General features: G+C 39.7%; 14 protein-coding genes. 5 read left to right on the top strand and 9 right to left on the bottom strand.

The features are described from left to right. Positions 1-67: 67 nt before the first annotated feature. Positions 68-343 carry a hypothetical protein gene (locus FTU17_RS06215; protein WP_078188696.1) on the bottom strand — a complete coding sequence of 92 codons (276 nt, stop codon included), beginning with the start codon at positions 341-343 and terminating at the stop codon, positions 68-70. 150 nt (positions 344-493) lie between these two features. After that, positions 494-1,681, bottom strand: coding sequence for a phosphoglycerate kinase (locus FTU17_RS06220; protein WP_168379678.1), 1,188 nt, complete (start codon positions 1,679-1,681; stop codon positions 494-496). A gap of 140 nt (positions 1,682-1,821) precedes the next feature. On the opposite strand from FTU17_RS06220, the gene FTU17_RS06225 reads away from it, so the two are divergent. From FTU17_RS06225 to FTU17_RS06240, 4 genes are all read left to right on the top strand, one after another. Continuing rightward, positions 1,822-2,205 (top strand): DUF2237 family protein, encoded by a 384-nt coding sequence (locus tag FTU17_RS06225; protein WP_180004637.1) that lies wholly within the window; start codon positions 1,822-1,824, stop codon positions 2,203-2,205. Further along, positions 2,205-2,798: a nucleoside triphosphate pyrophosphatase gene (locus FTU17_RS06230; protein WP_078188699.1), complete on the top strand. Its 594-nt coding sequence runs from the start codon at positions 2,205-2,207 to the stop codon at positions 2,796-2,798. The genes FTU17_RS06225 and FTU17_RS06230 overlap by 1 nt, the downstream gene beginning before the upstream one ends. Positions 2,799-2,904: 106 nt before the next feature. Beyond that, a complete protein-coding gene (locus FTU17_RS06235) occupies positions 2,905-3,450 on the top strand; it encodes a hypothetical protein (protein ID WP_180134933.1) in 546 nt (181 codons plus the stop codon). Between the two features lie 96 nt (positions 3,451-3,546). Beyond that, entirely contained in the window at positions 3,547-4,713 is a 1,167-nt protein-coding gene (locus FTU17_RS06240) for a cupin domain-containing protein (RefSeq protein ID WP_180134934.1), read from the top strand. A gap of 51 nt (positions 4,714-4,764) precedes the next feature. Here FTU17_RS06240 and FTU17_RS06245 read toward each other — a convergent pair whose 3' ends face one another. The 6 genes from FTU17_RS06245 to FTU17_RS06270 all read right to left on the bottom strand — a co-directional run bounded on the left by FTU17_RS06245 (position 4,765) and on the right by FTU17_RS06270 (position 10,396). After that, positions 4,765-5,460 carry a hypothetical protein gene (locus FTU17_RS06245; RefSeq protein WP_180134935.1) on the bottom strand — a complete coding sequence of 232 codons (696 nt, stop codon included), beginning with the start codon at positions 5,458-5,460 and terminating at the stop codon, positions 4,765-4,767. 21 nt (positions 5,461-5,481) lie between these two features. Beyond that, a complete protein-coding gene (locus tag FTU17_RS06250; RefSeq protein ID WP_180134936.1) occupies positions 5,482-7,374 on the bottom strand; it encodes an ATP-binding protein in 1,893 nt (630 codons plus the stop codon). Beyond that, positions 7,374-8,057: a response regulator transcription factor gene (locus FTU17_RS06255; RefSeq protein ID WP_078188703.1), complete on the bottom strand. Its 684-nt coding sequence runs from the start codon at positions 8,055-8,057 to the stop codon at positions 7,374-7,376. The genes FTU17_RS06250 and FTU17_RS06255 overlap by 1 nt, the downstream gene beginning before the upstream one ends. Positions 8,058-8,282: 225 nt before the next feature. After that, positions 8,283-9,062: a glutathione S-transferase N-terminal domain-containing protein gene (locus tag FTU17_RS06260; protein WP_180134937.1), complete on the bottom strand. Its 780-nt coding sequence runs from the start codon at positions 9,060-9,062 to the stop codon at positions 8,283-8,285. 145 nt (positions 9,063-9,207) lie between these two features. Then, positions 9,208-9,720, bottom strand: coding sequence for a ribonuclease E activity regulator RraA (rraA, locus tag FTU17_RS06265; RefSeq protein ID WP_180134938.1), 513 nt, complete (start codon positions 9,718-9,720; stop codon positions 9,208-9,210). Positions 9,721-9,730: 10 nt separating this feature from the next. Further along, the gene (locus tag FTU17_RS06270) at positions 9,731-10,396 is read right to left on the bottom strand and encodes an NAD(P)H-binding protein (protein WP_180134939.1); all 666 of its coding nucleotides are present in this window, start codon (positions 10,394-10,396) and stop codon (positions 9,731-9,733) included. 215 nt (positions 10,397-10,611) lie between these two features. Here FTU17_RS06270 and rpsT point away from each other — a divergent pair, with 215 nt between their 5' ends. Next, on the top strand, positions 10,612-10,878 hold the full coding sequence (gene rpsT / locus FTU17_RS06275) for a 30S ribosomal protein S20 (protein ID WP_078188707.1): 267 nt from the start codon (positions 10,612-10,614) through the stop codon (positions 10,876-10,878). A 105-nt stretch (positions 10,879-10,983) separates the two neighbouring features. Here the strand turns inward: rpsT and FTU17_RS06280 are convergent, their stop codons facing one another. Continuing rightward, positions 10,984-13,578 carry a M66 family metalloprotease gene (locus FTU17_RS06280; RefSeq protein WP_180134940.1) on the bottom strand — a complete coding sequence of 865 codons (2,595 nt, stop codon included), beginning with the start codon at positions 13,576-13,578 and terminating at the stop codon, positions 10,984-10,986. Positions 13,579-13,887: the final 309 nt, after the last annotated feature.

Genomic DNA, 13,887 nt, shown 5'->3' on the forward strand with positions numbered 1-13,887 from the left:
AACAAATAACACTATTTAAAAAAAAATCCCTGCATTTGCAGGGACTTTTTAAATAAAGACAACAATCTTAGTGAGTTGCTGCTGCTGAAGCGGCTGTTTCAGCGTCAGCTGTTGCTTCGTCTGCAGGTGCATTTGCAATTTCAGCAGGAACATCTTGATTCTTTTCATCCAATACTGGCTTATCAAGTTCATCAATGGCTTTTTGTTGTTCTGGCGTTGTTTGAGCATTATCTACGGCAACAGCAGATGCTTCTGATTCCGTTGGTGCAGACTCTTTTTTAGCACAAGCTGTCAAAGTTAATGGAGCGATTAAAAGTACAGCAAGTGCAAGTTTTAAGTTCATCGTTGTTTCCTACTACTGCGAATTAGGTGTTGCGATGAATTTTATTGCAGAAATATTGCACTTTGATGACGGCAAAATGAATGGACCATAAAAAAGGCTGACCGAAGCCAACCTTTTTTAATACTGTATTATCTTATTGATAATGCTTCATTAAGCACGTTCAAGAAGCGCCGCTACAGCAGGAAGTGTTTTACCTTCGACGAATTCAAGGAAGGCACCACCACCAGTCGAGATGTAACCAATTTTGTCTGCAACTTCATATTTATCAATTGCAGCAAGCGTATCACCACCACCCGCGATCGAGAAGCCTTCAGATTCTGCAATCGCTAAAGACAATGCTTTGGTGCCTTCGCCGAATTGATCAACTTCAAACACACCTACTGGACCATTCCATAGAATAGTTTTTGACGTTTTCAAAATCTCAGCAAATGCTTTTGCAGTTTCAGGGCCTACATCCAAAATCATGTCGTTGTCTGTTACATCTTCAACTTTTTTCACGACAGCTTTTGCAGCAGCTAATGAACCAAGGAAGTCAGCAAAATCAATTTCAGCAGCATCAGCAACAACAACATCTGTTGGAAGTGGTACTGATACTTTTGCAGCAATGGCTTTTGCTGTGTCGATCAGGTCATTTTCACAAAGTGATTTACCAACATTGAAGCCTGCAGCAGCTAAGAATGTATTGGCAATACCACCACCCACGATCAATTGATCACAGATGTCAGATAGTGAAGTTAATACATCTAATTTAGTCGAAACTTTTGAGCCTGCAACAATCGCAACCATTGGTTTTGCAGGAGTTTTAAGTGCACGGCCTAGTGCATCAAGCTCAGCAGCAAGTAAAGGACCTGCAGCAGCCACTTTTGCACAACGTGCTACGCCTTCAGTCGATGCTTCTGCACGGTGAGCCGTACCAAATGCATCCATTACGTAAACATCACAAAGTGCTGCGTATTTAGCAGATAATTCAGGATTGTTTTTCTTTTCACCCACGTTGAAACGGCAGTTTTCAAGTAAAACCACTTGACCTGGCGCAACGTCAACACCGTCCAAATAGTCAGTGATCAGTTGAACGTCCTGACCCAACGCCTCTGTTAAATAAGCAGCTACAGGTGCTAGAGACTGTTCTGCTTTAGGCTCACCTTCAACAGGACGACCTAAGTGTGAATACACCATTACAGCAGCACCTTTTTCTACAGCTGCTTTAATTGTTGGCAACGCCGCACGTAAACGTGCATCGCTTGTAATCACGCCATTTTTAACTGGTACGTTAAGATCTTCACGGATCAGAACACGTTTACCCGCCAAATCTAGGTCAGTCATACGCTGAAAGTTCATGCATTACTCTCTTTTATTGATATCAAAACGCGACGATTTTAAATGATTATGCAGAAAAACGTTAGCTTCTTTTGCAGAAAAGCTATGTAGAGCCAAAGTTTTGTTATGATAGCGAAAAGCCTTATAAAGATTCAGCGCTTATGTCGATTCATCCAGACCCAAATATTAATCGTTTAAATGTTTTAGGCGAACCCTTGGCAAGCTGTTGTTTTGATCCGATTACCGGATATTTTAGAAATGGCTTTTGCCATACAGCAACAATAGACCTTGGTCAGCATACGATGTGTGCACAAATGACATCTGAATTTTTAAACTTTTCCCAAAAAGTTGGCAATGACCTAATCACACCCTTACCCGAAGTTGGTTTTCCAGGACTACAACCTGGTGACTTCTGGTGTATCTGTGTGACTCGCTGGGTGGAAGCGTATCAAGAAGGATTTGCCCCACCTATTAAAATACAAGCGTGTCACCAAGCGGCGCTGTCTTATGTACCGCTTGATGTACTTATGGAATATGCAGTGTAATGAGTACTCCCAAAATCATTTTGGCTTCTAGCAGCCAAACCCGTAAAGACCTGATGGACCGTTTACGGATTGATTACCACTCAATCGTACCAGATATAGACGAAACACCTCGCGGTGAGAACCACGCCGATGAGTTAGCGAAGCGACTGGCATTTGAAAAAGCTTCTGCGATTGCAAACCAGCACCCAGACGCAATTGTGATTGGTTCTGACCAAGTCGCATGGCGCGAAGGCGCACCAGATATTTTTATTGGTAAACCGCTTTGCGATGAAAAAGCCGTTAAGCAGCTTCAAGCCAATTCAGACAAAATCGTTTATTTCAGTACAGCACTCAGTGTCCAACAAAAATCAACAGGTTTTGAACAAACCCTTGTCGAGCACTATAAAGTGAAGTTTCGCAAACTTAGCTTGCCTGAAATTGAACGTTATGTTCAGGTTGAACAGCCGCTACACTGCGCTGGCAGTTTTAAATGTGAAAGCTTAGGGATTAGCTTATTTGAAGAAATGATCGGGCAAGACCAAACTACACTCATGGGTATGCCGATGATTAAACTCTGCAATATTTTGCGTGAGCTTAAGATCTTAGTCCCATAATTTTAAAATCTTTATCTGTAACAGCATAATAAGCAAATCATTAGCTCTTTATGGGCTAATGATTAAAAAGTCACTTACTTATTTATTACAACCAAGAACTGAAAACATGAAAACGTTTAATTTACTTTCATCTAGCCTCATTAGCATTAGCCTTCTATTTTGTTCGACAAACGGTCATACCAATACAGTGAATCAAACTGTAACCAACTCTCAGCAATACAATAAAAACTTAGTCAATGAATGGGTTCAATATAAATTTATCTATGCTGAATTAGAACAACAAGGCGCTGCAATGCAGGAGCAAATCATTCAACAGCTAGGCATTAAAACCAAAACCGGTGGGAGTAACTCACCAGAACAACAAATCAATAAACTGGTTGCTCTAGGCAAACAAAAATTTGAAAGCATTCAACCACAAACAGTTGAAGTGAAAAAACTTCTAAAACTACAAACCGAAAATGTTGAAATGATGGCAAAAGTCATGCCGAATCATTTCAAATTAATGTCTGACAAAGAAAATACTAAAATTGACACCAATGCACATTTTGAGCAATTCATGAAATTTTCAGCGACAACGGCTGCTGCCAATAGCTATGATTTGGAGGTTGAAAAATTAGTCATGCAATATCTCAAAGACAATCCTTTAAGATAGTCTCAAGTTAATCGAAATAATTTAATGAAATAGAGCCTTGCTAAAAACAGGAATCTCAAGGGACAATATATCCATTGAAATTGTATGTATTTAGCTATGGCTCATTCTCTTAACATCCTCGGCGGCATCAGCGCTGAACAATTCCTTGCCGAATATTGGCAAAAAAAACCATTATTGGTTCGTAATGCACTCCCTGAAATTGCCCAAATACTTGAACCGAAAGACGTTCTTGAATTGGCTTTAGAAGATAACGTCACTGCACGTCTCATCAAACAAAAAGATCGTGATCCTAACCAATGGACAGTGAAATCTTCTCCACTACTTAAAGCCGATTTTCAAAAAATGCCGAAACTGTGGACTTTATTGGTTCAAGCTGTCGATCATTATTCTTTTGACCTAGCCGAGCTATGGAAGCAGTTTTCATTTATTCCGCAATGGCGTCGTGATGACATCATGGTGTCGTATGCACAAAAAGGTGGCTCTGTCGGACAACATTTTGATTTTTACGATGTATTCCTCGTACAAGGCTATGGTCACCGCCGTTGGCAATTAGGTCAGATGTGTGATGCAGATACTTCATTTGTCGAAGGTCAACCGCTTCGCTTACTGCCAGAAATGGACGTTCATTTTGATGAAGTGCTTGCTCCCGGCGACTTACTTTATGTACCACCAGGCCTATCACACTATGGCGTAGCTGAAGATGAATGTCTGACGTATTCATTTGGCTTCCGCATGCCAAATGTCACTGAAATGATGGATCGAGTGACAGACAAATTCACAGACAATCCTCTACTTAAAAATCCATTAACTGACATTTTACGTGACCAAATCAGTGCGATTGGCCAAGTGACTGAAAATGAACTTGAGTATTTAAAAGAAAAGTTATTTGAACAATTGCAAAATTCAACCGTACTTGAAGATGCAATCATGAGCTTAATGTCAGAACCTAAATATCCTGACAATATTCCTGAAGCAGAAGAAATCGGCACTGGTGATTTAGAGGAAGCTCTAGATCAAGGCTATCAACTCATGTTAGAACCTGCTTCACGCTTACTTTACACAGAGCAAGATGGTGATATTTTGTTTTGGGCAAATGGTGAAGGAATCTGTATCTCAGACGAATTTGCATTGCATTTAAAAACCATTGCCGATGGTCAAAGTCTAGCGCTAGACGAATCTTTATATGATGCTGATATTTTAGAAGATATTGCCATGCTATTAAATGAATCTGTACTCATGCTCGTCCCAACAGAAGCTGAATAAAATCAATAAAAAAGGGAGCGTCACGCTCCCTTTTTATGCTACTGAATAGCATTATTTTCGCTTTCTACGATTTAAAAAATCTTCGACTTGATCGGCTTTTTTCTCCACGATGACGCGATAAACCCATACAATCAATAACACCAATCCAATAAACCAAAGATAACGCATTACGCCGTATTGACTACCTTTGCCTTGCCAAATTTGTAATTCAATACTTTGAAACTCCACATTCCTTGACTCTAACAAACTCAGTTGACTGGTCATACTATTTGGATCATTGGCAGCATTGACTGAGAAAGGCGCACCGTCCATAACAAAGTTAAAATCTTGTCCTGCATCTAATGTTTCTAATCGTTCAATCTGATCAACACCTGCGTCCATTTGCATGAGATTGCTTGAGGTTTGTTGAATAGCGGCATTGTAGTTATCAATTTGAAATTTAACGGATACCTCACCACTGGTCATTGCCCTACCTTTGACCAACAAGACTGCACGATATGGGTTTTGGCTCGATGTCGCAGTGTAATCCACTGCAAAATTTTTAGTGTTTAATGCATTTGTATCGCTTTGACTTTCTGTAAGTAATTGCTGAATTTCTTCGGTGCTTAACACTGCTTGTTGGAACAAAATCTGCCCATACTCACCCGGTTTAGGCGCTTGATCCTGCGAACCACAAGCAGGGATAAAAGTGACACAGCAGAACAATGCAATGCGCTTTAGATTATTTAATATCGAATTGATCATCATTTTTATTATTTCAACATATTATTATGCAGCTGATTTTAAATTAATTTCTGTATGAATAATCGTACAGCCTTGCTGAGAATGAATTTTGAAATTTCCGCCTATACGCTCTACACGCATTTTCATACTTCGCATCCCAATACTCATGCCATGATTTGAAACACTCTCAACATCGAAACCGACACCATCATCTTCAATGGTTAATAGCAATGCGCCATTCTCGAACTGTGACAACGTCACATTGACATGATTTGCTTGACTATGTTTCACAATATTGGTCAGGCTTTCTTCAATCACTCGTATTAAAGTCAGACACTGAATTGCCATTGGTTTGATCGCCCACTGCGAAGGAATGCACCATTTGGCATTCATTTCCACTTCATCCATCAACTGGCTAAAGCGATGTCGAACTGGTGCGATCCAGAGCAAAGGTGAATCTGGCACTTTGCTGTCCAAAGATGATCCACTATCAATAATTTGCCTTAAATCATCGCGTAGTAATTTCAACATCGACAAGAACTGTCTGTTTGGAATATTACTTTCACACTGATCAACCAAGATCATCGAGCGCACAATAGATGCGCCCAGACCGTCATGTAGATCATGTGATAATTTAATTCGTTCTTGTAGGCGTACATTACTGAGTTCAAGCTGATGTTTATCGTTTAGGCTACTGCATAATTCATCACTGACTTTCTGAACTTCAAATGCCAAATCATCATTATATTTTTCAATTTTCTGAATATTACGATTGAGCCTCGCCCCCAAAATCACCACGATAAATAGGGTAATAATCGGTGAAGTAAAGGGAGATAACGGTGTAAAACCTTCTTTTGGAAAGAATACCAAGGCTGTGATGTCTGCAATAACAATCACAATGATCGCAGTCATACACATTGCTAATAAAGTGTAGTCTCTACGTTTTTCTTTAAAACTAATCCAGCAAAGATAAATGTAAGTGATAAAAAAGAGGATGCAATATAATAAGAAAATGAGGCTCGAAATTTCCGCATTTTGTTCAAATGGCCAAATACACACTACACCAATCAGAGCCGCAGTGAGCATAGTACAGGACAATTCAATTCGCGGAAATTTACGTCCAACAAAGCGCAAGATATAGATGCTAAAACACTGAAAGTACAGCATTGAAAATATCAAATTGGCTTTGGTGGAAAAAATCGAATTTGGATATGGAAAGGTTTCAGTGGTCAGTGCATTACTGATAAATAGAATCCATAACACGGTTGAAAGCGCAAACCACCCAAAGCTCGTATCACTGCGACGCATCAACCAAATAATGAAGCAAATTAGACCCAAGACCCCGGAAAGAAAAATATTTAACTGTAAAATGGTTCGACGTGTCCATGTGGCTTCTTCGGCCTGCTCCAACGTTGCCATTACATTATTAAATTTAACTGGTCCTAATCCTGCATTTAGACTCGAGTAGCCATACACATAGATCAAAGTTTCATTATGATCATGTTTGATTCCACTTATCGGTAAAATCCAATAATGTGCAACATTCCAACTTTTAGACACAGGCTCTTGAAGGTTTTTATTGGTCCACAGCAAGTCGCCATTAAGAAATACTGAACCCGTGCTAACGATGTAATCAACATATAGTGCGATCGGTTCTGCCAAACGGGCATTATTTTTACAGTACCAAGACCAGTCTAATTTATACCATGCACCACCTTGATAACCTTCCCAGTCTTTATCTTCTTTCCAACGGTCAGGTAATTGCGTGGTTTTCCATCCCGTCCTGGGTAATTCCTGATTGGATGGTGTTTTGACTCGTGAAACACTATTCACAGTTACATTACATTGATCATTTACAGGGAATACTTGCTCTGCATGACTCAAGCTCCCCCATGCTAAACAGAGGATAAATAAGAAAAAATATCCTCCTTTACGCATTATAGAATACCCATAGATCTTGCTGTACTCACGGCTTTGGTTCGTTTCGTTACGGCTAATTTTCGGTAAATATGTTTAATATGGCTTTCTACGGTATAGCGTGATACAAAAAGCTGTTCAGCAATCTCACGGTTACTCAAACCTTGAGCAACCAAACATAAAATTTCTTTTTCACGACTGGTCAGCAGGTTTAAGTCTGCTTCATCGGCGACTGTTTGTTCTGGACTTGGTGCTTCAGCTTCAGATATTTGTTTTAGGATTTCTCGTGCAATAAATGGGTCAATCGGCGCCCCACCACGTAAAATACTCCGAATAGATAAAAGTACTTCAGCATCATCACGTTCTTTTAATACATAGCCTGTTGCGCCTGCTTTAATCGCAGCAAATAAGCTTTCTTGTGTACTCCATGCAGAGACAACCAAGATCATGGTATTACTTTCGAGGGAACGTATTTTTTCAATAATTTCGATACCACTACCATCAGGCAAACCTAAGTCAACTAAGGCTAAGGATATCGGTTGGGTCTCTACGGCTTGAATAGATTCTTTAACATTTTTGGTGAAGATAAGCTCTTCACGCTTATAACCTAGCTCTGTCAAAATTTGACGTAAACGTAATTGAATAATTTCCTCATCTTCAACGACGAGCACCGGTACGGGCAGTATGACTTCTTGTGGTGACATGATTTACTTCCCCCGAAAAAATGAAATGTCTTTTACATTAATGAGTTTAATCCTTTTAGGATATCCCTATAATTAAGTAAATTTCTTATTTTTAATAATTTATTCTAATTCAATTGATGCAGCTATGATGCATTTTTCTTCTAATTTTAAATCCATTTAACATTACAATATGTGTATAGCCATCAGTCTGACTATACACTGCACTTAGCTTAAACTTGAGTGAGATTAGCTCAAATATTGCTTCTTCAGATATTTTACAATTTTTTCAGATTCAAAAAGTTCTACACCAGTATTAGGATCTTTCAAATATGGCACTTGAATATTGTTCCCCATGATTTTTAACACTTGTTCACGCTTACCACCTTTCAGGGGTACATATTTACCCAGTTTTAAGCGCATTACCGCTAATCCCTGATCTTGCCAACGTTCCTTAGCCACATTATGAAAGGTATATGCCAATTCCATTTCAGACAATGCGCTACGTACGATGCGTGTATATGGACTCGCTTCAAAACCCCATAGTTCTAAGAGTTGACTTGGAGCATCACGATGGATAACTTTACGCTGCACCCACACGCCTTGAGCCCCATTAATTAAGGTTCCAACATAAGCAACATACGGAATTTTAGGATAACTGGCATATTTCTTAGGAGTCTGACCTGTTTTGCCATAATGTTTAAATAAATGATGAATAATTTGCTGAGATTCGTACAAACGATCCCCAGTATTGTCATCCACCAAGAAAGGGAATTGCTGTTTTCCACCCAATTTTTGCACGTCTAAACGGTACTTTTTAGCCCCTTTGGGACATGGGTAGACCTCATAATCCAAATTGAGTGTGGTTAGTACTTCTCGTACACGACGACAATAGGGAGACCCTTCAAATTCGTACAGTTTAAGGGCTTTTTCAGGTTGTTTCGGATAAGGCGTCCCATTTGTACCTCGTCCGCCTTCTGCTACGCCTGAGAGCAACGCTTGCGCCACTTTTAATTGATGCAACAACATACTTTTTCCTTTCTTTTTTTATTTGGTATTTTTATACAACAGCCGAGAGTCCTCAGCTGATGTTTGTATTTTCTTTTTCACATTTATATCGTCGTGTATGAGCAAGAATTACGCTTTCATTCCACGACTAAAAATTCAAATACGCTTATAAAGCAACCAATTGCTCTTTTGAAACAACGATGCCGTTATTATCAGCATAGATAAAATCACCAGACTGAATGTTTACACCACCAAAACTTAATGGAATATCTGTTTCACCCACGCCTTTGCGGTTGCTTTTTTGTGGAATCGCAGCCAAAGCATGCACACCTAAATCAAGTTCGGCAATCGCATCAACATCACGCACGCAGCCGTAAATAATGACGCCATTCCAATGATTGTTAACTGCAGATTCAGCAATCATATCACCCATCAAGGCACAGCGCATCGACGCACCACCATCCACAACCAATACTTTACCCGTACCATCGGTTGCCAATAATTCTTTAACACGAGAATTATCTTCAAAACATTTGACCGTCATCACCTGACCGCCAAAACTTTTTCGTGCACCATAACTTTGAAAGAATTTACCATCCAACGACGGGATCACCACTTGTAATTCTTTATCTGAATGATCATCAAGTAAATCACAGGTGACGAATGGAACTGTAGACACGGTATTTCCCTCATTTAATTGTTAGTATGCGTAAATTATCATAAATCTCGAACTTTTCAGTCTGAGTTTGTGCCGCCTCGACCATAGTATGAGCCACTTGCTGTGCTGTCACTGGCTTAAATTTAAAACGGTCAGGTACAAAATGCGAAAAGCGCATATAAAGTTTCTGTGTCGCATCTTCTAAACGTCGCGATTCATGACGCTCACCAAGTAACAGCGAAGGCTTTAATATCGAAAGTTGATTTAACTTTAAGGTTTTTAAATAATATTCCAATTCCCCTTTGACTCGATTATAAAAAAATGCGGAATTAGCGTCAGCGCCCATAGCACTAACTATGATCAAATGGGTTTCTGTATATTCTAATAATTCAGCAAAATGCGCATTGATGCTAAAATCAATTTGATAAAAATTATCTTTAGACCCTGCTTTTTTAATGGTCGAGCCTAAACAACTAAAGGCATGACTATAATCTCTCACATCATCCTGAGTCAGAGAAAGAAAGTCACTGATCACCATTTGTTGAACTTTTGCCAGTCCATTCAGTTCATGGTCACGCTGACGTACCACAGCCGTAATATTCTTACATCCTGTATTTTGACTGAGCTGACGAACCAATTCCCGCCCGACCAATCCTGTTGCTCCGATGACAATCGCATTCTCTATACTTTTAGTCATTTTTCATACAATCTCAATCACTTTAGACTAATCTAACGTTTTCTTTAAAATTTTTCTGCATCTAAAATGTTGTCAAAGCATGTCAAGACTTGACTTAAGCGCTTAGTTTAATCACAATATGGCACTTGTTTACGGGCTGGTGATAGTTCTTCTGATGTTGGTTTTCAGATGTAATTTCAGCCCGCCCAGACCAATCTATTTCAAGGAGTGCACGAGTGGCAAACTCTGCTCAAGCAAAAAAACGTGCTCGTCAAAACGTTAAAGCACGTCAACACAACGCAAGCTTACGTTCTATGGTTCGTACTTATCTTAAACGCACAGTAGCTGCTATTGCTGCTGGTGATTATGCTGTCGCTACAGAAGCTTACAAAAAAGCTGTTCCTGTAATCGACCGTATGGCTGATAAAGGCATCATCCATAAAAACAAAGCTGCTCGTCATAAGAGCCGTTTAAATGCACAAGTTAAAGCTTTAGCTAACTAATTTGTTGCGATAAAAAAAGCCCTTTTTAGGGCTTTTTTTGTGCCTATAGATTTTTAAAAGCAAAAAAATAAGGTCCTTATTGGACCTTATTTTTCTATCTACAGATTATTTATTAATCAGCTTCATATTCGTCGCTGATAAATATGTCCATAATAAGTTTTGGCTTGCTGTCAAATTTGTCCAACGTTGATTGCCACCGTTGGTACAGCTATATCGAATTAAATCCGCACGGTTATTTTGCAAACGTCCCGTATTTAAATCCATACATTGACCACTTTGACGAATCGTTGTAGTCGCAGGGTCCATGGTCCAAATTTGATTGGTTTGGTTTAACATGCAGCGTTCTAGCGTCACTTTAGCTAAACCACCGTTGCCTGTAATACATTGATCTGGATTTGACTTACTGTGTATACGACCAATGACATCATATACCCACTGTTCAGTATCATCCGCCGTACAACCGCTTGGGCCACTGATGTATAAATTTAATGTTCCATCAGTTAAGGTTTCAGATTTCAAACAGTTGTTACCATTTTTGATCAATGTCGCCTGCTCAAACATACCTTCTTGAGTGACTGAAAGCTTTTTCATAAATGCTTCGAGCGCGCTTTGCGCCTCAGGTACTTGATTGGTTAGGTCTTGTGCATACACATTCATCCAACGATTTAGTCGGTATGCGGTGTTTTGTTGCGACTCATAACGGGTTAATTGCTGACGCGCCACACTATTCATCAATGACATGTCATTTTTATATGACTCATACAGCATTTTTTCAGTTGGATTAAGAGCAACAACAGCATTTGCAGCTTGCGCTTCCAAAGCACTTTCTAATTGAGGAAGTTCGATAGCACGCAAAGCACTATAACCATGCTGACGTCCAATTTTGACGGCCGGCTTGATCGCTGTGCTGTAAACTGGAATATCAATATTTGCTAATAACTTGGCTTCTTCACCTGCTTTTTTACAATACAAATCAACTTTCTGTGGTTGATCTGCCAAAGCTAAATTGACATGCAGTTTATTGGCATTACTACCTAGTCGTACAGGTGCTAAAGCAATATTGTTGACTTTATTCGTGTATTGCACATTCAACCAACATGCAGCTTGGTCTAAGGCCGTATTGGCCGCCGTTAAATCATAAACATTACCCCAGTTTGAACGTGCAGCAGGATACAACAAACCGACTTGATTGACAGGATCATAGCCCCCTAAAATGGTAATTACGGGCTGACCAAAGACCCGTGGTCGTGGATAATTTTGATCTGCGTTATACCAAACCGGAGCCGTAGAATTTGGCATCTTCGGTTGAGCGACTTCCATTTCACGAGTGGTTTTATTCCACTTTTTGTAGCCGGTAGGTGATGTTTCATCCCAGACATAACGGTCAAAGTGTGGTTGAATTTTCAGGAATGTGCTGTAACCCGTATAGTGTGTGTAGCGTGATACATTACTATCAGGATACCCGCCGGACATGGCATCTTTTCCGTACGGAAACAAATTTTTAAAATTAGGGATCCCATTACTACCATCCCACTTCCATGTCGCTGTCCACGATAAATTACCACGCATCATATGACGATTGGCAATATAACCCCATCCACTATCTGCATGGTGTGCAGCCCAAAATAGATTGTCACCCACCTGACCAGGGTAATGCCCTAAACCATAGTGATGGCCAATTTCATGGCTAAATTCATTACCTACAGAATCATAGAGCGTCAGCATACCATTACCGCCGCTTAAGCCGTGACTTTGTTCACCATTCGTATATTTACCCTTAGTATGGTGTGCAACAACAGTTTGCGTAAGTTGCGGCTGACTTTGATTTGACATAGAGGCACTGGTAATACCCCAATTGGCAAGGTTAATACCTACACTATATGTAGATTTACCAACATCTCCGCGCATATCCCCAGAATAGACATCACCAGCTGTTGCACTGGCTGTATCATAAATGACACCTGACGAGACCATTACACGGTTCAACTTAACATCATCATATTGCGCGACCGTCATTTCTGCAGCTGGAATAGTCTGAAAGTAATCTGTCCCTGCTTTTTCAGGCTCTAAAAGCATGTAATGACCTGAAGATTTGGGTGTATCTGTCAACATTCCTATACGGATATTATTCAACACCAATTCACCTGGTGCAGCAAAATCGATTTTATCTTCAGCCAACTCACCACTGACTTTATTTGCGTCGATAAATTTTAATCTTAGACCGGGTTTAACTTCATCCCAATTGAGTGTTGTGGTCCACGCGCGTTTACTGTACCAAACATCTGGACGCCCTCTTTGCCCACTTTGGTCTGAAACAGGCATCTGCGTTGGATCATCCAATGTCGCGGTGCGAACTAAGCGATTGTTTTGATAGATTTCTACTTTGAGTTGCTTGATGTTTTGCATATCAAGTGTTGGCGTCACGATAAGCAGCGCTTCTTTTTCACTGGTTAACCGTGGCATTTTCTTGGCTTCGTTCGCATTCGGGTCAACGACATGACTTTGACCAAATTGAACTTGCGCGGAAAAGCTACCGACTAAATCATTACGTATTTCACGAACAGCATCATTGGCATCGTAGTCATAAAAACCAATGCTTGTTTCATCGACTATATCTTGGGTCGGTTCTGGATAACTGGCAGATGATGCAGTGCCACTTGAACTATCACCACCACCTCCGCCACCACAAGCAACTAACATTAATGACACAATACAAATTGATAATTTGTTATATGAAAAACCTATCACACTTTTCACTACTATTCCCCAATTAGCCACAAAAAAATCCAATTAAGAGACTTACATAAAATATATAAATCAATAAGTTACAACAAATATAATGCTATTTTCTTTTTATTAATCATTCAATTGCCGCGTTTTGTCACTTATTAACAATTCAAATTAAATCTAAATATTTAGTATTGGCTGAATCACGATTGCTGTGACAGGTACTTCACTTATCAACTAAAATTAAGGTGTAGTCCTTTAAATACAATCGTATATTCCCGA

Source organism: Acinetobacter sp. YH12070 (assembly GCF_013419625.1).
In the GTDB taxonomy this organism is placed as follows: domain Bacteria; phylum Pseudomonadota; class Gammaproteobacteria; order Pseudomonadales; family Moraxellaceae; genus Acinetobacter; species Acinetobacter amyesii.